Source organism: Gibbsiella quercinecans (assembly GCF_002291425.1).
In the GTDB taxonomy this organism is placed as follows: Bacteria; Pseudomonadota; Gammaproteobacteria; order Enterobacterales; family Enterobacteriaceae; genus Gibbsiella; species Gibbsiella quercinecans.
In genome coordinates, this window is sequence record NZ_CP014136.1 from 2,000,827 (window position 1) to 2,023,544 (window position 22,718).

General features: G+C 56.5%; 19 protein-coding genes and 2 tRNA genes. 3 read left to right on the plus strand and 18 right to left on the minus strand.

Annotated features, from left to right (window positions below):
* Positions 1-7 precede the first annotated feature (7 nt).
* On the plus strand, positions 8-889 hold the full coding sequence (locus ACN28Q_RS09310) for a U32 family peptidase (RefSeq protein WP_095846091.1): 882 nt from the start codon (positions 8-10) through the stop codon (positions 887-889).
* 239 nt (positions 890-1,128) lie between these two features.
* Here the strand turns inward: ACN28Q_RS09310 and ACN28Q_RS09315 are convergent, their stop codons facing one another.
* Genes ACN28Q_RS09315 through ACN28Q_RS09325 form a run of 3 tightly spaced genes read right to left on the minus strand, consistent with a single transcriptional unit; the run spans position 1,129 to position 4,375 of the window.
* Positions 1,129-2,268: an ABC transporter permease gene (locus ACN28Q_RS09315; RefSeq protein ID WP_095846092.1), complete on the minus strand. Its 1,140-nt coding sequence runs from the start codon at positions 2,266-2,268 to the stop codon at positions 1,129-1,131.
* The gene (locus ACN28Q_RS09320) at positions 2,265-3,422 is read right to left on the minus strand and encodes an ABC transporter permease (protein WP_095846093.1); all 1,158 of its coding nucleotides are present in this window, start codon (positions 3,420-3,422) and stop codon (positions 2,265-2,267) included. Before ACN28Q_RS09320 ends, ACN28Q_RS09315 begins: the two co-directional genes overlap by 4 nt.
* Positions 3,401-4,375, minus strand: a complete 975-nt coding sequence (locus tag ACN28Q_RS09325) for an HlyD family secretion protein (RefSeq protein ID WP_095846094.1) — start codon at positions 4,373-4,375, stop codon at positions 3,401-3,403. Before ACN28Q_RS09325 ends, ACN28Q_RS09320 begins: the two co-directional genes overlap by 22 nt.
* Positions 4,376-4,569: 194 nt before the next feature.
* Between ACN28Q_RS09325 and ACN28Q_RS09330 the strand changes: the two genes are divergently transcribed.
* The gene (locus ACN28Q_RS09330) at positions 4,570-5,613 is read left to right on the plus strand and encodes a luciferase-like monooxygenase (RefSeq protein WP_095846095.1); all 1,044 of its coding nucleotides are present in this window, start codon (positions 4,570-4,572) and stop codon (positions 5,611-5,613) included.
* A gap of 48 nt (positions 5,614-5,661) precedes the next feature.
* Here ACN28Q_RS09330 and ACN28Q_RS09335 read toward each other — a convergent pair whose 3' ends face one another.
* The gene (locus tag ACN28Q_RS09335; protein ID WP_095846096.1) at positions 5,662-7,098 is read right to left on the minus strand and encodes an MFS transporter; all 1,437 of its coding nucleotides are present in this window, start codon (positions 7,096-7,098) and stop codon (positions 5,662-5,664) included.
* A 122-nt stretch (positions 7,099-7,220) separates the two neighbouring features.
* Between ACN28Q_RS09335 and ACN28Q_RS09340 the strand changes: the two genes are divergently transcribed.
* Positions 7,221-8,120 (plus strand): helix-turn-helix transcriptional regulator, encoded by a 900-nt coding sequence (locus ACN28Q_RS09340; RefSeq protein WP_095846097.1) that lies wholly within the window; start codon positions 7,221-7,223, stop codon positions 8,118-8,120.
* A gap of 86 nt (positions 8,121-8,206) precedes the next feature.
* Here the strand turns inward: ACN28Q_RS09340 and ACN28Q_RS09345 are convergent, their stop codons facing one another.
* From ACN28Q_RS09345 to glmM, 14 genes are all read right to left on the minus strand, one after another.
* Complete coding sequence (locus ACN28Q_RS09345) at positions 8,207-10,090, minus strand: DEAD/DEAH family ATP-dependent RNA helicase (protein WP_095846098.1); 1,884 nt, start codon at positions 10,088-10,090, stop codon at positions 8,207-8,209.
* Complete coding sequence (gene yrbN / locus ACN28Q_RS09350) at positions 10,080-10,160, minus strand: protein YrbN (protein ID WP_105229533.1); 81 nt, start codon at positions 10,158-10,160, stop codon at positions 10,080-10,082. The genes ACN28Q_RS09345 and yrbN overlap by 11 nt, the downstream gene beginning before the upstream one ends.
* 116 nt (positions 10,161-10,276) lie before the next feature.
* Complete coding sequence (nlpI, locus tag ACN28Q_RS09355; RefSeq protein WP_095846099.1) at positions 10,277-11,161, minus strand: lipoprotein NlpI; 885 nt, start codon at positions 11,159-11,161, stop codon at positions 10,277-10,279.
* 132 nt (positions 11,162-11,293) lie between these two features.
* Positions 11,294-13,414, minus strand: coding sequence for a polyribonucleotide nucleotidyltransferase (pnp, locus tag ACN28Q_RS09360; protein ID WP_095846100.1), 2,121 nt, complete (start codon positions 13,412-13,414; stop codon positions 11,294-11,296).
* Between the two features lie 381 nt (positions 13,415-13,795).
* Positions 13,796-14,065 carry a 30S ribosomal protein S15 gene (gene rpsO / locus ACN28Q_RS09365; protein WP_095846101.1) on the minus strand — a complete coding sequence of 90 codons (270 nt, stop codon included), beginning with the start codon at positions 14,063-14,065 and terminating at the stop codon, positions 13,796-13,798.
* 148 nt (positions 14,066-14,213) lie between these two features.
* Positions 14,214-15,158 carry a tRNA pseudouridine(55) synthase TruB gene (gene truB, locus ACN28Q_RS09370; RefSeq protein ID WP_095846102.1) on the minus strand — a complete coding sequence of 315 codons (945 nt, stop codon included), beginning with the start codon at positions 15,156-15,158 and terminating at the stop codon, positions 14,214-14,216.
* Positions 15,158-15,568 carry a 30S ribosome-binding factor RbfA gene (gene rbfA, locus ACN28Q_RS09375; protein ID WP_095846103.1) on the minus strand — a complete coding sequence of 137 codons (411 nt, stop codon included), beginning with the start codon at positions 15,566-15,568 and terminating at the stop codon, positions 15,158-15,160. Before rbfA ends, truB begins: the two co-directional genes overlap by 1 nt.
* Positions 15,569-15,636: 68 nt before the next feature.
* The gene (gene infB, locus ACN28Q_RS09380) at positions 15,637-18,324 is read right to left on the minus strand and encodes a translation initiation factor IF-2 (RefSeq protein ID WP_095846104.1); all 2,688 of its coding nucleotides are present in this window, start codon (positions 18,322-18,324) and stop codon (positions 15,637-15,639) included.
* Between the two features lie 24 nt (positions 18,325-18,348).
* A complete protein-coding gene (gene nusA, locus ACN28Q_RS09385) occupies positions 18,349-19,836 on the minus strand; it encodes a transcription termination factor NusA (RefSeq protein WP_095846105.1) in 1,488 nt (495 codons plus the stop codon).
* Between the two features lie 23 nt (positions 19,837-19,859).
* The gene (rimP, locus tag ACN28Q_RS09390) at positions 19,860-20,312 is read right to left on the minus strand and encodes a ribosome maturation factor RimP (protein WP_145957816.1); all 453 of its coding nucleotides are present in this window, start codon (positions 20,310-20,312) and stop codon (positions 19,860-19,862) included.
* A gap of 218 nt (positions 20,313-20,530) precedes the next feature.
* Positions 20,531-20,607: transfer RNA gene (locus tag ACN28Q_RS09395), tRNA-Met, on the minus strand.
* 58 nt (positions 20,608-20,665) lie between these two features.
* Positions 20,666-20,752, minus strand: a tRNA-Leu gene (locus tag ACN28Q_RS09400).
* Positions 20,753-20,822: 70 nt separating this feature from the next.
* Positions 20,823-21,158, minus strand: coding sequence for a preprotein translocase subunit SecG (gene secG / locus ACN28Q_RS09405; protein ID WP_095846106.1), 336 nt, complete (start codon positions 21,156-21,158; stop codon positions 20,823-20,825).
* A gap of 218 nt (positions 21,159-21,376) precedes the next feature.
* Positions 21,377-22,714 carry a phosphoglucosamine mutase gene (glmM, locus tag ACN28Q_RS09410; protein ID WP_095846107.1) on the minus strand — a complete coding sequence of 446 codons (1,338 nt, stop codon included), beginning with the start codon at positions 22,712-22,714 and terminating at the stop codon, positions 21,377-21,379.
* Between the last annotated feature and the right edge of the window lie 4 nt (positions 22,715-22,718).

Consider the following 22,718-nt stretch of genomic DNA (forward strand, 5'->3'; position numbering starts at 1 on the left):
AGGACGCATGAAATACGCACTCGGGCCAGTGCTCTACTACTGGCCGAAAACGCAAACGGAAGCCTTTTACCAGCAGGCCAAGGACAGCAGCGCCGACATCATTTACCTGGGCGAACACGTCTGCCCCAAGCGGCGCGAGATGAAAGTGGGCGACTGGCTAGCACTGGCGCAGGAAGTGGCCAAGTCCGGCAAGCAGGTGGTGATCACCACGCTGGCGCTGTTGCAGGCGCCTTCTGAACTGAACGAGCTGAAACGCTATGTGGAAAACGGCGAGTTCCTGATTGAGGCCAACGATCTGGGCACGGTCAATATGGCCGCGGAGCGCGGGCTGCCGTTCGTCGCCGGCCATGCGCTGAACTGCTACAACGCCTACACGCTGCGCCTGCTGCACAAACAGGGCATGGTGCGCTGGTGCATGCCGGTGGAACTTTCGCGCGACTGGCTGGCGAACCTGCTGGCGCAGTGCGACGAACTGGGGTTCCGCCATCAGTTTGAGGTGGAAGTGATGGGCTATGGTCACCTACCTCTGGCCTATTCGGCACGCTGTTTTACCGCCCGCTCGGAAAACCGCGGCAAAGACGAATGTGAAACCTGCTGTATCAAATACCCGCAGGGGCGCGCCATGCGCTCGCAGGAAAACCAGCAGGTGTTCGTGCTAAACGGTATCCAAACCTTAAGCGGTTATTGTTACAACCTGGGCAACGAACTGGCGGCAATGCAGGAACTGGTGGACATTGTGCGCCTGTCACCGCAGGGGCCAGACACGCTGGCGATGGTCGATCGTTTCCGCGCCAACCAGCAGGGCCAACAGCCGCTGGCGCTGGCCGATCGCGCCGACTGTAACGGCTACTGGCGCCGCCTGGCCGGGCTAGAGCTGGTGCAGCAATAAGGTATGTTCCCCGCCGCGGCGGGGAACACTGCGCTTGTGACTTTTCGGAGTTGGCGTAAAACGGTTTATCCCCGCTGGCGCGGGGAACACTCTAAATATACCTGATTGAATTACATAGTATTTTTAACCGAGAAAAAACCCACCAAAAACCCCACGTTTTTAAATAACACTAACCCATTGAAATATAAAACATAGGTGAGTTATTCAGCAACCAGTTGGAGGTTCCACCAGCACTGTCATCAAGCCCGGCGCCGGCGGAACAGGCTGCGCAAGGCAACCCGGTTACGTACCGCCCCAATGGCGATGCCGATCACGGTATACACCGCACCCAGCAGCAACAGCATCATCACATCCCCCCCCACATCCCGCAGCGGCAGGCCCATCTGGTTAACGCCAGCAATCGCCTTGGTCGCCCAGGTGGAAGGCAAGGCGGATGAAATGGCGCGCACCCAGCCCGGCATCGCCTGCAACGGCCACAGGGTGCCGGAAAGGTAGAATACCGGGGTGGTGATAAACGATAGCGTCAGGTAGATCATCTCCACGCTACGCAGGCATTCGGTCACCAGCTTGCCCAACCCGAGCACCGCCAGCAGGAATGGGAAGGTCAGCAGCAGGATTTCCGGGATCGCCGCTGTCTGCCGGTAGCCCAAAACCCACGGCCACAGCACAAACAGCACAATAGACAAAAACAGCCAGATCGGCAGCAGCGCCGACAGCCCGCCAAGGTACACAGGAATCGACGGCTTGCCGCCAGGCGCCCCTTTCAGCGTGATACTCACGCGCACGCAGGCAATCAACAGTGAGTGTTGCAGCAACATCACCAGCAGCCCAGGGAAAACAATCGCCGCAAAGCTGATGCCGGGGTTAAATACATCCAGCGTTTGCCCGCGGATCGGCGTCAACAACACCTGCACCTGTTGCTCGCTAAAGCCGTTGCGCTGCAGCAGCGTCGTGTTGTACTGGTTGAGGATCTGCTGATAGGCGGCGGTGACGTCCTGCTGGATCTGGCCATTGGCCAGGCGGTTGGTCGCATCGCCATACATCGGAATGACGACGCTGTCGCCGTGCAGGATCCGTTTCTCCAGATCCACCGGCATGATGATCACCGCAAACAGCCGGCGCCAACCCAGATCGTCTTTCGACTCTGCCAGGTTGTCATAGGTTTTAATGGCGATCTTGGCCGTGGCGTCCAACTGGCGGATGATCTGCCGGCTGGCGGCGCTGTGATCCTGATCCACCACCGCGACCGGCAGATCCCACACGCTGCGGTTAGCGTACACCATACTCATCAGGCACAACGACAGGATCAGCATCAGCCACATCGGCCGCTCCAGCATGCCGATCAACACCCGGCAAAAGGTTTGCCAATAGCTTTTCATATTATCGCCGCCGCTTTCGCCAACCGCACCGCCAGCCGGTTGCGCACCAGGAACGCCGCAATCAAGGGATACACCAGCAGCCATGAACAGATGCTCAAAATGGTGCTGGCCGACACCTGGCGCAGGAAGACGTCAAACATCGCATTCAGTGCGTGGGTCAGCGGCTCGATGTTGGCGATGATCTGCGCCGGCAGCGGCATCGACAGCTCCGGCACCGCCATACCGGAAAAGGTCAGCGCGATGCTGACCAGAATACCGATCAGGCTGTAGGCGGTAATGGCGTTGGACGTGAAGGTAAACAGCAGCAAACCGATACTCTGCGCGGCCATCACATAAAAAAAGCCGATCAACAGCATAAACAACGGGTTGCCGGTGACGCGCGCATCAAAGATACCAACCAGCGCGGCGATCTCCACCATCAGCAGCACGGTAAAACAGAGCGTATACGGCGCCAGCTTGCCCAACAGCGCCAGACTGAAGGGTTTGGCTTTCAGCAGCGCCTGGCTGCGCGCCAGCACATAGATCATGCAGGTCACGACAAACACCTGCAGAAGATGGATCGTGGCGGCAAATTGCTGATAGTAAATGTAGCTGCCGCTGGCATTGAACAGGCTGCCGTAGCTGAGGGTTACGTCCGACAGCGCGGGCAGCGTTTTCCCCATCTCCTGGGCAAGCAGCGAGCGATAACTGCTGTTGGTTTCGGCGATCAGCGCGCTGAAATCCTGGGTGGAATACAGGCCGGCGCCGTAAAACAGGGCGTTGTAATAGAGTGCGATGGTCGGTTGCTTACCCGCCAGCGCATCTGCGGCGAAATCGGGCGGCACATACAGCAACGCGTAATCCTGAGCGCTGCGCAGCCGGTGTAACGTTTCGTCCAGCCCGCCGTCATAGGCTTCGACGTGCGCATGCGGGCCGGCATCCAATTTGCGGATCAGCGATTTGGACAGCGGGCTGCGATCGCTATCCACCACCGAGACTGGCAGATCCATCAGCGTGCCCGCAGAAAAGTTACTGCCGATCAGCCCGAACAGCAGCAACGGGAATATCCAGCATAACCAGTGGATGACCGGCTTGCGTAAGCTAACCCGGCACTCGTTGTCGAACGCATGGCTAAAACAGCGCCAGCCCGCTTTCAGTCTTCTTGCCATTGCCATAGCGTGCTCATCCCTGGGCGTAATCCTTCAACCGGCTGGGCCGGGTACAGGCGAACTTCAAACGTTTTCAGATCGAAATCGCCAGTGGCGCGCGTTGCGCGTTTCGTGGCGTAGTCACCCAGCGGGGCGATATAGCGCACTTCCGCTTCAATGATTTTGTTTTGCAGCGCCGGCACCCGCAGTTGCACCTTATCGCCTTTGCGCACGTGCGCCAGAATGTCTTCACGCAGGTTAAACACAAAGTAGGCATCAGGCATGCGGATCAGCGTCAGCAATGGGCTGGAGGCGCTAAGCAACTCCCCCACCTCCGCTGGGATCGGCCCGACTTCGCCATCGACTGGCGCCTTCACCTGCAGATCGTCCGTTTGAGCTTTGATTTCCAGCAGATCTTCTTCCGCCGCTCGCAGTTCGGCGGCGTATTTCTGCCGCAGTTCAACGCGATCGCCGTTGATCGCCTCATCCAACGTGGCCTGTTCCGCCAGCACGCGCTGATAGGCGGTGTCACGGGTGCTACGCACGCTGTCCATTTCCGATTTTGAGATATAACCGCGGCGGAACACGTCCTGATTGCGATCATACTCCTGCTGCGCATTGCGATATTCCGCCTGCGCCTGCGCCAGGGTGGCGCGTTGGTTGCGGATACTTTCTTCGCGGGTGCCGTGCAATGATTGATCCAGCTGCGCTTTGGCCTCATCGCGGGTGGCCTGTGCGGCATGCAACTGCGCCATCAGCTCCGGGCTATCGAGCTGGATCAGTAACTGCCCGGCTCGCACATCATCCCCGCGCTCTACCCGGCGTTCAATCACCCGCCCTTTGGCTTTGGACGCCACGATCACTTCCGGCGCGTCGACTTCGCCCTGCAATAATAAATTCTGATTATGCGCGCGGAACAACACTGCCATCGCGATGGCAACGGCCACCAGCAGCAGAGTAAACAAGGTTTTTTTCTTCATCTATCCAACTCCCTGGGATAAAGCGCAGGCACCTGTGCACACATCCATATTTGGCGGTGCTCGCCAAAGGCCGCTCGTTATAACAATATCACAAGCACGTATATCCTCTTTTATACCGCTAAACTGCATTATGCTTTTAACACTAACTTGCAGATCTCTGCACTCGCCCTTTAAGCGATGCCCTTTCTGGCCTGATGGACGATATGATGACTGAAAAAAAACCTGTACCGGTTTCGGTGCTTGATCTCTCCCCTATTCCACAGGGGGCGAAACCCCGCGACGCGTTCCACGCTTCGTTAGATTTGGCGCAACATGCCGAGCAGTGGGGCTACCAGCGTTACTGGCTGGCGGAACACCACAATATGACCGGCATCGGCAGCGCGGCCACCTCAGTGCTTTTGGGGTATCTGGCCGCCGGCACCAGTACAATCCGCCTGGGTTCGGGCGGTGTTATGCTGCCCAACCATTCACCGCTGGTGATCGCCGAACAGTTCGGCACGCTGGAATCGCTCTACCCTGGCCGTATCGATCTGGGGCTGGGCCGCGCGCCCGGCACCGATCAACGCACCATGCTGGCGCTGCGCCGCCATCTTTCCGGCGATGTGGATAACTTCCCGCGTGACGTGCAGGAACTGCAGCATTACTTCGGCGATGTGCAGCCCAATCAAGCGGTGCAGGCGGTGCCCGGCCAGGGGCTGCATGTGCCCATCTGGCTGTTGGGCTCCAGCCTGTACAGCGCGCAATTGGCCGCCCGGCTGGGCTTGCCGTTCGCCTTCGCCTCACACTTCGCGCCGGATATGCTATTCCAGGCGCTGCGGATTTATCGCGAAAGTTACCAGCCTTCCGAACGCTGGCCGCAGCCCTATACCATGGTGTGTGTCAACGTGATCGCCGCCGACAGCGAGCGCGATGCACGCTTCCTATTCACCTCGATGCAGCAGCAGTTCATCAACCTGCGCCGGGGCGCGCCCGGCCCACTGCCGCCACCGGTGCAAAATATCCATGCGTTGTGGAGCGCCGCGGAGCAATATGGCGTTGAGCAGGCGTTGCGTATGTCGATCGTCGGTGGTAAAGACGCCGTGCGTGAAGGGATGCAAGCGCTGCTGCGCGAAACCGCCGCCGATGAAATCATGGTCAATGGCCAGATCTTTGATCATCAGGCGCGGCTGCATTCGTTTGAGATCGTCGCCGGGCTGAAAAGCGATCTGCTGCAGGAGAAACCAGCCCCCCTCTCATGAGGGCTATTTCAGTTGCCGGGGAATACCTGCCGGGGTATTCCCCGCGTTTTATTCAGCAGTCGCCCGCGCGCGCCGCTGCTGGCTGGTTCGCAGATACCACAAGGTGCGGCCGAGCAGGATCAGCATCAGGCAGAATTCGGCGGTTAGCATCGCCTGCAGCGCATCCAGATAGTTCCCGTGGTGCAGGTGCAGCGCCTGGACAAACACCATCCCCAGCAGGATCGGGCCAAGCCCAAAGGCCGTCTGCTGGACGGTAGCCAGCATGGCGCTGCCGGAACCCGCCTGGGCAGCCGGCACATCCGACAACCCAATGCGAAAGAAACTGCTGACGATAAACGCCTGCCCAAAGCCAATCAGCACCGTTGCCGGGATCAGATTCAGCACGCCCAGGTGCGGCCAAACCATCTTGACACTCAACATCAGCGCCAATAACCCCGTCATCTGAATCAGGCAGCCGAACAGCAGCGTGCGGACCATACCGACATGTTCAACCACCGTGCTGCTCAGCAACGATGACACGAAATAGGCCGCACCCAGTGCGATGAACGCATTGCCGGACTGGAATGAGCTCAGGCCGGCACCGGCCTGCAGCGTCAGCGCCATGGCGAACATAAAACCGCTCCAGCAAGAGAAAAACAAAATGGCGACCAGCAGGCCAAAGCGCACGCTCGGCAGGCGCATCAACGCCAGCGGCAACAATGGATGCAGGTTGCGCTGTTCCTGCCGGCGTTCCACCTGCCACAGCGCCAACAACAACGGAATGGTCGCGGCCAACAGCGCCAGGCATTGCCATGGCCAGTGCCAAACCGGCCCCAGTGCCAGCGGGAACAACAGGCAGGCAATCACCAGCCCCAACAGCAATGTGCCGGGCAAATCAAGGCTTACCGGCCGTTCTGCGCGGGTATCAGGCACCCAACGGCGCGTACAAAACAGCACCAACAGCCCCACCGGAATATTAATCAAAAACACGCTGCGCCAGCCCGAGCCGGCAACATCAAGGGCAATCAGCATGCCGCCCAGCACCTGGCCGACAATAAACGCCAGCCCACCGATGGCGCCATACATGCCCAGCGCCCGGGTATGCTCACGGCCGCGCAAACAGACATGAATGGTCGCCAGGATCTGCGGCACAATCAGCGCCGCGCCGACACCCTGCAACGCCCGGGCCAGCAGCAACAACCAGATGCTGTTGGCCAGGCCGCAAATCAATGAAGATACGGTAAAGAGCCGCACGCCCCATAAAAACACCCGGCGGCGCCCCAGGTTATCGCCCATGCGCCCGCCCATCGACAGGCAAACGGCAAACGCGACGCCATACACCGCCACCACCAGTTCTAACTGTGCCGGGCTGGCCCGCAGCGATTGCGCGATGGAATCCAGACCAACATTGACGATGGAAAAATCAATCATCGGCAGTAGCTGGCCCGCCAGTAAAATAATCAGGCCGCCACGCCCTAATTGGGTACCAAAAGACAGTGTGCTCATTGTGCTCAACCATTGAGTTAATTCAACAATGGGGCTAGCATCACCCTTAAATTAAACCGGTACCAGTGCTTGATTATCATGGTATAAAAACTACCGGTCACGCTCGGCGGAGGAAACGGCGTATGTCTTTAATTGATGATTCAAACGTATCAGAACAAACACATACGCAATCCAACATCGACAACCGCAAACTGCTGGGGGCTTTCCTGCGCGCACGGCGCGAAAGCCTGGATCCAAACCGCCTGGGGTTGCCGCGTATGCGCCAACGGCGCACTCCCGGCCTGCGCCGTGAAGAAGTAGCCCAGCTCGCCGACGTTGGCATTACCTGGTACACCTGGCTGGAGCAGGGCCGGCCGATTCAGGCCTCGATCAAAACCCTGACCGCCATCGCCAATGCACTGCAGTGCAACGAAGCAGAAACCCATCACCTGTTTATGCTGGCGGGGCAAAGCCTGCCCCCCGCGCACCAACGCCCGTTGTGCAAGCAGGTTTCCATTTGTGGGCAGCGGATGCTGGATCAACTGGATCCGATGCCGGCGATTATTAATAACGCACGCTTCGACATTATGGGGTTCAACCGCGCTTACTGCCTGTTGGTGGGGGTTGATCTGGCGCAGATCCCCCCCGAGGATCGTAACTGCATCTATCTGGCCTTCACCCATAAAGCCTGGCGTGCCAGCCTGCTGGACTGGGATGAGGTAATGCCGAATATGGTGGCGATGTTCCGTGCACAGATGGCGGAACATCTGGGCGATCCTCTGTGGGAAAAACATCTGGAGCGCTACATGGCCGCGTCGGAGGATTTTCGTGCCACCTGGGAACGCTACGAAGTGCGTGCAATCAACAATAATATCAAGCGGTTCAACAATTCCCAGGTTGGCGTGATGAGCCTGCACCAGAATAACTGGTGGTCGGCGGCAAGAAATGGCGATCGGATGATGGTGTATATGCCGGCGGATGAACAGAGCGAACGCCGCCTGCGGCAGCTAACCAGCGGAGCGCTCGCATCTGAAAGCGAATAAAAAAGGGCCCATGAGTAATCATGAGCCCTTTTTAGTTTCCCCCACCGCCATACGGCGGTAGGGGGAAAGCGCGTTAGCGCCTGATGTTATGCGTCACCGAAGCGGCGACGTGGTGCGGCTGGCGCGGCATCATCACGGCGTGCGGCTGGTTTGCCGTCACGGTTGAAGTTACCGCCACGGCGTTCAGCGTTACCACCTTCACGACGCTCACCGAAAGAACGGCGTGGAGCACCTTCACGGCGTTCACCGTTGAACGGGCGGCCGCCACGGCGTTCACCACCGTTGCCACGATCGCGGCGTTCATGCGGCTGAGCATCGCCCAACAGTTGCATGTTCATCGGCTTGTTCAGGATGCGCGTGCGGGTGAAGTGATTCAGGATCTCGCCCGGCATGCCTTTTGGCAGCTCGATAGTGGAGTGGGAAGCAAACAGCTTGATGTTGCCGATATAACGGCTGCTGATGTCGCCTTCGTTAGCGATAGCGCCAACGATATGACGAACTTCCACACCGTCATCACGGCCAACTTCAATGCGGTACAGCTGCATTTCACCCACGTCACGGCGTTCACGGCGCGGACGTTCGCTGCTATCACGGCGGCGGTCATCACGTTCGTTGAGCTCACGGCGTTGACGCGGCTTGAAGACGGGATCCGGTGGCAGGATCAGTGGGCGTTCGCCCTGCGCCATTTTCAGCAGCGCAGCAGCCAGCGTTTCCATATCCAGCTCTTCTTCCGGCTGCAGTTTAGCCAGCAGTGCACGGTACTGATCCAGATCGCTGCTTTCCAGCTGTTGCTGCACTTTGGCGGCAAACTTAGCCAGACGGCGTTGGCCCAGCAGTTCTGCATTCGGCAGTTCCACTTCCGGGATGGTCAGCTTCATGGTGCGTTCAATGTTGCGCAGCAGGCGGCGTTCGCGGTTTTCCACAAACAGCAGCGCGCGGCCAGCACGACCGGCACGGCCGGTACGGCCGATACGGTGAACGTAGGATTCAGAATCCATCGGGATATCGTAGTTCACTACCAGGCTGATACGTTCAACGTCCAGCCCACGGGCAGCCACGTCGGTGGCGATCAGAATATCCAGGCGGCCATCTTTCAGACGCTCCAGGGTTTGCTCGCGCAGCGCCTGGTTCATGTCGCCGTTCAACGCAGCGCTGCTGTAACCGCTGCGCTCCAGCGCTTCGGCCACTTCCAGCGTGGCGTTTTTGGTGCGTACGAAGATGATGGCGGCATCAAAGTCTTCCGCTTCCAGGAAACGTACCAGCGCTTCGTTTTTACGCATGCCCTGCACAGTCCAGTAGCTCTGGCTGATATCCGGGCGCGTAGTGATGCTGGATTGAATACGCACTTCCTGCGGCTCGTTCATAAAGCGGCGGGTGATACGGCGGATCGCTTCCGGCATGGTGGCAGAGAACAGTGCAGTCTGATGATCCGCAGGGATCTCGGCCATGATGGTTTCAACGTCTTCAATAAAGCCCATGCGCAGCATTTCGTCGGCTTCGTCCAGTACCAGACCTTTCAGGCTGGAGAGGTTCAGCGTACCGCGTTTGAGGTGATCCAGCAGACGGCCTGGCGTGCCCACCACAATCTGTGGGCCCTGGCGCAGGGCGCGCAGCTGCACGTCATAACGCTGGCCGCCGTACAGGGCCACAACGTTAACGCCATGCATGTGCTTGGAGAAATCGGTCATTGCTTCAGCAACCTGAACCGCCAGTTCGCGGGTCGGCGCCAGCACCAGGATTTGTGGTGCTTTCAGGGCTGCATCCAGGTTGTGCAGCAGGGGCAGCGAAAACGCTGCGGTTTTACCGCTACCGGTCTGTGCCATACCCAGCACATCGCGGCCATTCAACAGGTGAGGAATACACTCAGCCTGGATCGGTGATGGTTTTTCGTAGCCCAAATCTGTCAGGGCAGAAATGATCGGAGCTGACAGCCCCAGGTCAACAAAAGAGGTTTCAAACTCAGTAGTCATGTACACGTGCCTCATTAATAATGGCTGCCAGTCTACATAACTCGTCGCGAAAATTTTCAGTCATTTTCATTGAAAAGTGTGAACCGGCTCAAATTAGATTATAAAACGAACAAAAGGCCCTCGCCCGTTAAGGCGATAACTTTGGCGGTTAAACCAATGTCGTTCAGGCTGATAAGTGTTCGTCAGCTATTGCTGGTCCGATTCCGATAGGTCGTCTTGCTCTTGGCCCAAAAGCGCCAATTCCAACAATGCATAGCGGTGCTCAACAAAGTTATGAACGTTGTTAGCCACCGTCAGTTTGAACAACGCCGAAGCGATGTCCTTGTCCCCCAGACTCAGGTAGTGTTTACCCAAATAGAAGTCAGTTTCACTGAGATGCTCAGCGAGCGAAGTGTTATCCGTTGCATCTGCCTTGAGGCGTTCCATCAGCGTTTTTTCGCTGATTTTGCCCAGGTAGAATTCGACAATATTCCATCCCCATTGCCCTCGGTTCGCTTTTTCATAACGCTGCTCGAGCGCTACGTCGGCCTTCTTGGGATCGATTTCTCGCTCCACAAGGTACAGCCACAACGAACGGAAGGGATCGTTTGGGTCGTCTTGATAAAACGCCTGCAGATCATCCTGCGCTAACAGAAAGCGACCGCCGTAATACAGTGCGATGCCCCGGTTTAAACGCGCGTAATTGTAAGTTGGATCAAGTTCTAGTACCGAATCAAACGCTTCATAGGCAGCATCAAAATTGCCTGCCTGCGTTAAGTATATGCCCAGGTAGTTGAAAACTTCCGGCATATCAGGACGTATTGCCAGCGCTTGCGAAAAATCGTTACGCGCCAGCGCACGTAACCCAAGGCTATCATACAGCACTCCGCGCTCATATAAAAGCTGCGCGCGCTCATCGTCCGTCAGTGCCCGGCTGGCAAGTATTTGTTCCATGCGCGCCAGGATCACTTCCTGCTGCAGCGTGGGCTGCAACGGAATAGCCAGAACCTCGTCTTTACGCCAATCATAGTTGCTGCATCCTGCCAGCATGATTGCTGTCGCAACATAACACCAGCGCAAGAAAGACTTCATTTCCCACTCCCGAAGACAAACATTGGATGAACATCCTGTTCTCCGCCTGCTTAAAACGCGAGCATCCTGCCCACGGGGTACGAACAGCTCCCAACCGATGGAAGGGAGCTGCCAAAACTGTGTAATTACAGTTTATTCTACTTCAGGCGCAGGCGCAGCAGCGGTTTCTGGCGCTGTTGCTTCCTTGATGCTCAGGCGCACACGGCCCTGACGGTCAACTTCCAGCACCTTAACCGGTACTTCCTGGCCCATCTGCAGATAGTCGGTGACTTTTTCAACGCGCTTGTCTGCGATCTGAGAAATATGCACCAGGCCTTCCTTACCGCCGCCGATGGCCACAAAGGCACCGAAATCAACGATACGGGTGACTTTACCCTGGTAAATACGGCCAACTTCGATCTCTGCGGTGATCTCTTCGATGCGGCGAATTGCGTGTTTCGCTTTATCGCCGTCGGTCGCCGCGATCTTCACAGTACCGTCATCTTCGATTTCGATGGTGGTGCCGGTTTCTTCGGTCAGCGCACGGATCACAGAACCGCCTTTACCGATCACATCCTTGATTTTGTCCGGATTGATCTTGATGGTATGAATACGCGGTGCGAACTCAGAGATATCGCCGCGTGGCGTGCTGATAGCCTGTTCCATCACACCCAGGATATGCAAACGCGCACCCTTGGCCTGGTTCAGTGCTACCTGCATGATTTCGCGGGTAATACCTTCAATTTTAATGTCCATCTGCAGCGCGGTGATACCTTCACGGCTACCGGCTACTTTGAAGTCCATGTCGCCCAGGTGATCTTCGTCACCGAGGATGTCGGACAGAACCACAAAGTTTTCGTCGTCCTTCACCAAGCCCATTGCGATACCGGCAACGGCAGCTTTGATCGGAACGCCAGCATCCATCAGCGCCAGAGAAGCGCCGCAGACGGAAGCCATGGATGAAGAACCGTTGGATTCGGTGATTTCGGAAACCACACGCACCGTATACGGGAAATCATCGCCTTTAGGCATCACGGCCATAACACCGCGCTTCGCCAGACGGCCATGGCCGATCTCACGACGCTTCGGTGAGCCCACCATACCGGTTTCGCCAACAGAATACGGAGGGAAGTTGTAGTGTAGCAGGAAATTATCAGTGCGCTCGCCCAACAGCTCATCCAGCGTTTGCGCATCGCGGGCAGTACCCAGCGTGGCGGTAACCAGCGCCTGCGTTTCACCACGGGTGAACAGTGCAGAACCGTGGGTGCGTGGCAGCACGCCGGTACGCACGTCCAGGCCGCGGATCATGTCTTTTTCACGGCCGTCGATACGCGGCTCACCGCGCAGCACGCGGCTACGGACCACGTTTTTCTCTACCTGGCCGAGGATATCGTTGATTTCAGCTTCATCGAGCGTTTCATCCTGCGCCAGCAGCGCGGCAACCACATCTTCTTTGATTGCATCGATCTGCGCATAGCGCTCTTGTTTCTCGGTGATGTGGTAAGCGTCACCCAGGCGAGCGGTTGCCAGCTCGGCCACACGGGCGTGCAGCGCTTCATCAACCGAAGCCGGCTGCCAATCCCATTTTGGTTTGCCAACTTCGCTTACCAACGCATTGATGTTGTCAATCACCACCTGCTGTTGCTCATGGCCAAAGACCACGGCGCCCAGCATCTGATCTTCGCTCAGGATGTCCGCTTCGGATTCAACCATCAGCACCGCACCAGCGGTACCGGCAACAACCAGATCCAGACGGCTTTCTTTCAGCTCGTCAACGGTTGGGTTCAGCACGTACTGGTCATTGATGTAACCTACGCGTGCCGCACCGATTGGGCCGTTGAACGGGATACCGGACAGCGAAAGCGCAGCAGAAGCCCCGATCATCGCAACGATATCCGGGTTCACCTGCGGGTTAACGGAAACTACGGTGGCGATAACCTGAACTTCATTCAGGAAGCCTTCCGGGAACAGTGGGCGGATTGGGCGGTCGATCAGGCGCGAGGTCAGGGTTTCACCTTCGCTCGGGCGGCCTTCACGGCGGAAGAAGCTGCCCGGAATACGGCCGGCAGCGTAAGTACGCTCCTGGTAGTTCACGGTCAGCGGGAAGAAGCCCTGGCCAGGCTTCGCTTTCTTCTGGCCTACAACGGTAACGAATACTGCGGTGTCATCCATGCTTACCATAACGGCGGCAGTGGCCTGACGCGCCATCATACCGGTCTCAATCGTGACGGTATGCTGGCCATACTGGAATTTGCGGATAGTCGGTGTCAGCAAAATACAATCCTTAAATTAGGCGCGCAATCGTAATGACGACTCAAACAACGCCAGTGACTTGATTTGCCTTCTCATCACATCCTCGCGACTAATGACAATCCTTACTCACGCCCGGAGTAAAGTCTCTCATTAGCCGCGCGAACCTCTGTAATAGAAGACCATTTTTTACCATTTCAGATGGTATGCCCTTCGTCTTTCAAGCTACAGGCTGATTGGCTGCGCGCGCTTACCCGCTTCATTCACCGAAGTAAACGCATCGGATTGACTCGCTTGCCACCTTCCTGAAAATTGAAATCAATCGGGTATACATTAACCTGATTTGCTTATGCTTCCTAGAAGAAAGGGGCCTAAATAGGCCCCTTTCCACTGAAACTTGCTCGATTAGCGACGCAGGCCCAGACGCTCGATCAGGCTGGTGTAACGCGCTACATCTTTACGCTTCAGGTAGTCCAGCAGCTTACGACGCTGAGAAACCATACGCAGCAGACCACGACGGCTGTGGTGATCTTTTTTGTGTTCTGCAAAGTGACCTTGCAGGTGGTTGATCTGTGCAGTCAACAGGGCAACCTGAACTTCGGTAGAACCGCTGTCATTAGCATCACGACCGAAGTCCGCTACGATTTTAGCTTTAGCTTCAACACTTAGAGACATTGTAACACTCCAAATTATAGATAAAAAATACGGGCGCCGATCTCTAATTCAGCAACCCATGCATAGGCTGCGCCATTCTACCCTTATCCCCGCGATCCTTCAAGCTGTAGGCGCGTTACTAAAAGGGGGAAAAATGACCAGGCCACGTTCAGTCGGCGTACTCGACAACCAGGCGTTTTGGCGCCACACGGCCGTCATCGGCAATCTCACCAACGCCGATAAATTTGCGTTCATCGCCTTCGGTGATGCGCACCATGCCCGCAGCAGGCGCGGCCGCGGAACGAACCGATTGCCCCTGTTTGACATACCCCGCCACCGCCGGCAGCAGGTTCACCTCAGGAAAATCTTCCACCGGGCTATCCATCGGCATCAGCAGCGGATCCAGCAGCTCGCCCGGCGCCATATCCTGCTCCTGCGCCTGTTGCTGCAGCGCAGCCAGCTGTTCCAGCGTCACCATACGCGCAATCGGGTACTTCGCGACCTGCAGGCGGCGCAGATAAATCACATGCGCGCCACAGCCGAGCACTTCGCCAAGATCGTCAACAATGGTGCGAATATAGGTGCCCTTGGAACAGTGAACTTCCAATTCCAGTTCATCACCTTCCCAACGGATGAACAGCAGTTCATACACCGTGATGGCGCGCGCTTCACGCGGCACTTCAATGCCCTGACGCGCATACTCGTACAGTTTTTTGCCCTGATACTTCAGCGCCGAATACATCGACGGCACCTGTTGGATCGGGCCGCGGAACTGCGCCAGTGCGGCATCCAGTTGCTCACGGCTAAAGGCTACCGGGCGTTCCTGCACTATCTGACCATCGGCATCAGAGGTATCCGTGCGCTGGCCCAGCTTGGCGATAACGCGGTAACGCTTATCGGAGTCGAGCAAAAACTGGGAAAACTTGGTCGCTTCGCCCAGGCAGATAGGCAGCATGCCGGTCGCCAATGGATCGAGCGCGCCGGTATGGCCGGCCCGATTGGCGTTATACAGGCGCTTGACCTTCTGTAAGGCATCGTTGGATGACAAGCCTTGCGGCTTATCCAACAACAGGACGCCGTGAATATCACGGCCGCGGCGACGAGGGCGGCTCATTAAGCCTCCTCGTCATCGCCTGATGCCGAACGGCGTTCGGCATCGTGTTTCACCACGTTGGTCACCAGGTTGGACATACGCATGCCTTCAACCAGTGAGTTGTCGTAGGCGAAGGTCAGTTCCGGCACCACGCGCAGGCGCATCGCTTTGCCCAGCAGGGTGCGAATGTAGCCAGAAGCGTCCTGCAATGCTTTGATCCCCTTGGTAACCAGCTCAGGATCGTGGTTATCGGTCAACACATTAAGGAAGGTGACATAAACTTTGGCATAGGCCAAATCGCGGGAAACCTCCACGCCGGATACGGTCGCCATGCCAATGCGCGGATCTTTGACTTCACGCTGCAAAATGATCGCAATCTCTTTTTGCATCTCTTGCGCCACACGTTGGCCGCGGCTGAATTCTTTTGCCATTTGGAAATCCTCCAGACAAATCGGGGGGCACAAGGCCCCCCAAAGCAAATGTAAGCGTTATTCGAAGCTTAATCGATGGTACGCTGGATCTCGATGACTTCAAATACTTCAATCATGTCGCCAGTGCGAACATCATTGTAGTTTTTCACACCGATACCACATTCCATGCCGTTGCGGACTTCGTTCACGTCATCCTTGAAGCGGCGCAGGGATTCCAGCTCGCCTTCATAGATAACCACGTTTTCACGCAGCACGCGGATTGGGTTGTGACGTTTAACCACGCCTTCGGTAACCATACAACCGGCGATGGCACCAAACTTCGGTGATTTAAAGACGTCGCGCACTTCGGCCAGGCCGATAATCTGCTGCTTGTACTCAGGCGCCAACATACCGCTCATCGCCTGTTTCACTTCGTCGATCAGATCGTAGATCACGGAGTAGTAACGCAGATCCAGGCTTTCGGACTCAACCACGCGGCGAGCGGAAGCATCAGCACGCACGTTAAAGCCAACCAGGATCGCATTGGATGCCGCAGCCAGAGTCGCGTCGGTTTCGGTGATACCACCTACGCCGGAGCCCACAATCTTCACCTTCACTTCATCGGTGGAGAGTTTCAGCAGCGAATCGCAAATCGCTTCGACCGAGCCCTGTACATCGGCTTTCAGCACGATATTGACTTCGGACACTTCGCCTTCGGTCATGTTGGCGAACATGTTTTCCAGCTTGGATTTCTGCTGACGAGCCAGTTTGACTTCGCGGAATTTGCCCTGACGATACAGCGCCACTTCACGCGCTTTTTTCTCGTCACGTACTACGGTCGCTTCATCACCAGCAGCCGGTACGCCGGACAGGCCCAGGATCTCAACCGGAATAGACGGGCCGGCTTCCTGAACTTCACTGCCGGTTTCATCACGCATCGCACGCACACGGCCATACTCAAAGCCGCACAGCACGATGTCGCCCTTGTTCAGGGTACCTTCACGCACCAGAACGGTAGCAACCGGGCCGCGGCCTTTATCCAGGAAGGACTCGATCACCACGCCGCTCGCCATACCTTTACGCACGGCTTTCAGTTCCAACACTTCGGCTTGCAGCAGGATAGCATCCAGCAACTCGTCGATACCGGTACCGGCTTTGGCAGAAACATGAACAAACTGCGCTTCACCGCCCCACTCTTCCGGGATGATGCCATACTGCGCCAGTTCGTTTTTCACGCGATCCGGATCGGCTTCTGGTTTATCAATCTTGTTCACCGCAACCACTACCGGCACTTTCGCCGCTTTGGCGTGCTGGATAGCTTCAATGGTTTGCGGCATCACACCGTCATCGGCGGCAACAACCAACACCACGATGTCGGTCGCTTGCGCACCACGTGCACGCATGGCGGTAAACGCGGCGTGGCCCGGGGTATCCAGGAAGGTGATCATACCGTTGTCGGTTTCAACGTGGTACGCACCAATATGCTGGGTAATGCCGCCGGCTTCGCCAGATGCCACCTTGGTGGAGCGAATGTAGTCCAGAAGTGACGTTTTACCATGGTCAACGTGACCCATGATGGTCACCACTGGCGCGCGCGATTCGGCAGCCGCACCGGTGTCACGGTCACTCATGACCGCTTCTTCCAGCTCGTTTTCACGGCGCAGGATCACTTTATGACCCATTTCTTCAGCAACCAGCTGTGCAGTTTCCTGATCGATAACCTGGTTGATGGTTGCCATCGCACCCAGTTTCATCATGGTTTTGATAACCTGGGAACCTTTAACCGCCATTTTGTTGGCCAGTTCAGCCACGGTGACGGTCTCGCCGATCACCACGTCACGGTTAACCACCTGCGCCGGTTTGTTGAAGCCCTGCTGCAGCGTGCTTGGCTTACGACGGCCTTTGCCACCGCGGGTAACCGCGCGAGCTTCTTCACGATCGGCCTTGGATTCAGACAGCTTATTGCCTTTCTTCTGCTTGGTAGATTTACCACCACGGCTACGGCTGCGACGATCGCCTTCAACTTTGGCATCGTTCTCGTCTTCGGCAGCGCGAGCGTGCTGCGACGTGGTCACGTGATAATCTGCGCTTTCTACCGCTTCGCTTGCTGCATCGGCCTGGGCCCATTTCTCACCGTTTTCTTCCGCCATACGGCGTGCTTCTTCAGCCACGCGTTTGGCTTCCTCTTCGACCTTACGGCGCACTTCTTCTTCCGCTTTACGTTTCAGTTCTGCGGCTTCGGCTTCGCGGCGTGCTTTTTCTGCCTGAGCTGGCTTGGTCATTTCGTCGGTATGTTGATTGGTCACTTTTTCTTTTTCCGCTGCATCACGCTTCGCGATCTCTGCGGCCTCACGTTTGGCTTGCTCTTCGGCTGCGCGCTTCGCTTCTGCTTCGCGTTTCGCTTTCTCTTCCGCTTCGCGCCGTGCCTGCTCTTCCGCTTCACGCCGTGCCTGCTCAGCCGCTTCAGCCTGTTGGGCTTCTTGTGCATCGCGATTTACGTAAGTGCGTTTCTTGCGGACCTCAATTTGCACCGATTTACTTTTACCGCCGGTGCTCGGAATGTTCAAGGTGCTGCGCGTTTTGCGCTGCAACGTTAGCTTCCCCGGCGCACTACCGTGTTCACGGTTTAGGTGCGCCAGTAAAGTTTCTTTCTCTTGCTGGGTCACAGAGTCTGCCTCAGACTTGTTGATCCCTGCATCAGCAAACTGCTGTACCAGGCGATCAACCGAGGTCTGGATCTCTGCTGCCAGCGATTTTACGGTTACATCTGTCGTCATGCTGTTCCTTCCTGCTACAGTTTATTACGCGTTGTCGCCAAACCAACAGATATTACGTGCAGCCATAATCAGCTCACCGGCTTGCTCATCACTAAGCCCTTCAATATCAGCCAGATCGTCAACACCCTGCTCGGCAAGATCTTCCAGCGTACAAACCCCACGTGCGGCCAGCTTGAAAGCCATGCTGCGCTCCAACCCTGCCAGGTTGAGCAGATCATCAGCAGGCTTTTGATCGCCCAGACTTTCTTCCTGGGCCAGGGCCAATGTGGTCAATGCAGCTTTGGCGCGATCGCGCAACGCTTCAACCGTATCTTCATCAAGACCGTCGATTTCCAGCAGCTCGTTGATTGGCACATAAGCCAACTCTTCCAACGTTGAGAAGCCTTCCTCAATCAGTACAGTGGCGAAATCTTCGTCAATATCAAGATACTTGGTGAAGGTATCAATGGCGGCATGAGCCTCGGCCTGATGTTTAGCCTGCAGATCTTCCGCCGTCATCACGTTCAGTTCCCAACCGCTAAGCTGAGAGGCCAAACGCACGTTTTGGCCATTACGGCCAATCGCCTGTGCCAGGTTGCTGGCTTCAACGGCAATATCCATGGTGTGCCTATCTTCATCAACGACGATCGAGGCCACATCGGCCGGCGCCATGGCGTTGATGACGAACTGCGCAGGATTGTCATCCCACAGCACAATATCAATGCGCTCGCCGCCCAGTTCGCTTGATACGGCCTGTACGCGCGCACCGCGCATACCAACGCAGGCGCCGACCGGATCGATGCGCTTATCATTGGTTTTCACGGCAATTTTTGCACGGGAACCCGGATCGCGGGCTGCCGCTTTAATTTCGATCACTTCTTCGCCGATTTCCGGCACTTCGATGCGGAACAGTTCAATCAGCATTTCCGGGCGGGAACGGCTAACGAACAATTGAGCGCCGCGTGCTTCAGGGCGCACGGCATACAGCACGCCGCGAATACGGTCGCCCGGGCGGAAGTTTTCACGCGGGAGCATGTCTTCACGGCCGATGACGGCTTCGGCATTGCTGCCCAGATCCAGCGAAATGCTGTCGCGGTTAACTTTCTTGACCACCCCGGTGACGATTTCACCTTCGTGCTCGCGGAAGGCGTCAACCACCATCGCGCGCTCGGCTTCACGCACTTTCTGTACGATAACCTGCTTGGCGGTCTGGGTGGTGATACGGTCGAAGGTCACAGATTCAATCTGATCTTCAATATAGCCGCCCAGATCAATGGACGGTTCTTCAAACTGAGCCGCATCCAGGGTGATTTCACGCGTTGGCTGGGTCACTTCATTAACCACAAGCCAGCGGCGGAAAGTGTCAAAATCGCCGGTTTTACGGTCGATGCTGACGCGAACATCAATTTCCTGCTCGTATTTTTTCTTGGTTGCAGTCGCTAATGCGGTTTCCAACGCCTCGAAGATTTTCTCACGCGGCAGGGCTTTCTCATTGGAAACAGCTTCAACAACAGCCAGAATCTCTTTATTCATCCTAGTTGCCTCATCCAAACTCTTTAAAAGTGGGGTACCAGGTTCGCTTTCTGAATATTGCTCAGCGCGAACACTTCATCTTTCCCATCCACAGTAACCGTGATCATTTCGCCTTCGACAGACTTGATAATGCCCTGCCATTTGCGGCGGTTCTGTACCGCCATGCGCAAGACCATGCTGACTTCATCACCGAGGAAGCGAGTATAGTGCTCTGCGGTGAACATTGGACGATCAAGGCCAGGAGAGGAGACTTCCAAGTTGTAAGCGACAGTGATGGGATCTTCAACATCCAACACCGCGCTGACCTGGTGGCTGACATCAGCACAATCATCAACAGTGATACCGTCTTCACTATCAATATAGATGCGGAGCGTCGATTGGCGCGCACGAATAAATTCGATGCCTACAAGCTCAAAGCCCAACGCCTCTACCGGTGCCGAAAGCATCTCTGTTAATTTTTGCTCTAATGTGGACAAGCCCACCCCCAAGACATAAAAAAAGGGCCTAATAGCCCAGTGATTCTGTTGCCAAATAACAAAAAACCCCGAAAATTCGGGGCTTTATGCAACTGGACCCTGTTTGCCGCACAGCGGCTTCGGTACAACTTCCGATACAAGTATCATTTTCAAATGTCGTTCGAGAAAAGCGGATTTCAATCGAAAAGTGTATTTGAAAATAAACACTTGAAGGAAAGTGGTTGCGGGGGCCGGATTTGAACCGACGACCTTCGGGTTATGAGCCCGACGAGCTACCAGGCTGCTCCACCCCGCGTCCGAAAACGTGGCAAATACTACGCTGATAATCGCAAAATTGCAAGTTATCTTAGGATTGGTACCGAGGATGGGACTCGAACCCACAAGCCCGTTAGGGCACTACCACCTCAAGGTAGCGTGTCTACCAATTCCACCACCTCGGTACTGTTTACTTCTACTGCAGCGGCCGCCGAATGTTAACTAACGACCGCTTTCAAACACTGTATAACCGGCTTACTGCGGGATATCGCTGCTTGGCTTGGCTGGTGCGGCCGGTGCAGGCGCCTGCTCAGTTTTCACTGGCTGGCCCAGATTTTCCCACTCACTGCCTTTTTTGCTTTGGTTGCTGCTCAGGTTGCCCAAAATCAGGCTAATGACGAAAAACAACGTCGCCAGTACCGCCGTCATACGGGTCATGAAGTTACCGGAACCACTCGAACCAAACAGCGTGCCGGAAGCACCTGCGCCGAATGAGGCTCCCATATCAGCACCTTTACCTTGCTGCAGCATAATCAGAGCCACAAGCCCGATTGAGATCAGCAGGAAAATTACCAAAAGAGCTTCGTACATAGTTGTACCTGTATCCTTGCGGGTTCACCGCGAACCAAAGGCTTCTCACCAAAAAAGCAGGCGTTTTTATCAACTACCCACTGAAGCGGGTGTGAATACTAACCAAAGCCGTCAAAGCGCGCAAGGGCAATTTACTACCGCCGGCGCGTTTGCGGAAAAAAACGCCAAAAAGGGTTTCACCGGCGGCATGGCCCACCGCCGCCGGGTAACCGACTGTTTTAACCGGCGGATTTCACCGCATCGGCAATACGGTTTGCCAGCGCGGTGACCTGCTGCTCGTCTTCCCCTTCCACCATCACGCGGATCAGGGGTTCGGTGCCGGATTTACGCAGCAGCACGCGGCCACGGCCGGCCAATTCAGCTTCCACCGCTTCGGCTTCTTTCAGCACCGCGGCAGACTCCAGCGGGTTGTGCTCGCCGGCAAAGCGCACGTTGACCAGCACCTGCGGCAGCAGTTTCATCCCGCTGCACAGATCGTGCAGAGACATATGGTTGCGCACCATCGCCGTCAGCACCTGCAGGCCAGCGACAATACCATCACCGGTGGTGGTTTTATCCAGCAAAATCACGTGGCCGGAGTTTTCCGCCCCGATGCGCCACCCCAATTCCTGCATTTTTTCCAGCACGTAGCGGTCACCCACTTTCGCGCGGGCAAAAGGAATGCCCAGTTGTTTCAGCGCCAGTTGCAGGCCCATGTTGCTCATCAGCGTGCCCACGGCGCCGCCGCGCAGTTGGCCCTGGCGCAGCCCTTCACGGGCGATGATATACAGAATCTGGTCGCCATCTACCTTGTTGCCCAAATGGTCAACCATCATGACGCGGTCGCCGTCGCCGTCAAATGCCAGCCCGACGTGGGCTTTTTCCGCCAGCACGCGTTCCTGCAGTTGGCGCACGTCGGTCGCGCCGCATTTTTCGTTGATGTTCATGCCGTCCGGCTCAATGCCGATGGCGATCACCTTCGCCCCCAGCTCGCGCAGCACGCTCGGCGCGATGTGGTAGGTGGCACCATTCGCGCAGTCAACCACCACTTTCAGCCCCTTCAGGCTCAGCTCGCTCGGGAAGGTGCCTTTACAAAATTCAATGTAGCGGCCGGCGGCGTCGATGATCCGGCTGGCCTTACCCAACTCGGCGGATTCAACGCAGGTCAATGGTTTTTCCATCTCGGCCTCAATCGCCTCTTCAACCTCATCCGGCAGCTTGGCGCCATCGATGGAAAAGAACTTGATGCCGTTATCGTAAAACGGGTTGTGCGAAGCCGAAATCACAATGCCGGCCTCGGCGCGGAAAGTCCGCGTCAGGTACGCCACCGCAGGCGTCGGCATCGGGCCGGTGAACGAAGCGGACAGCCCCGCAGCCGCCAGGCCGGCTTCCAACGCTGACTCCAGCATATAGCCGGAGATACGGGTGTCTTTGCCAATGATGATCTTGCGAGAGCCATGACGCGCCAGCACTTTCCCTGCCGCCCAACCGAGCTTAAGGACGAAGTCCGGGGTTATCGGGCTGTCACCGACTTTGCCACGGATGCCGTCGGTGCCAAAATATTTACGCTCGCTCATAGTC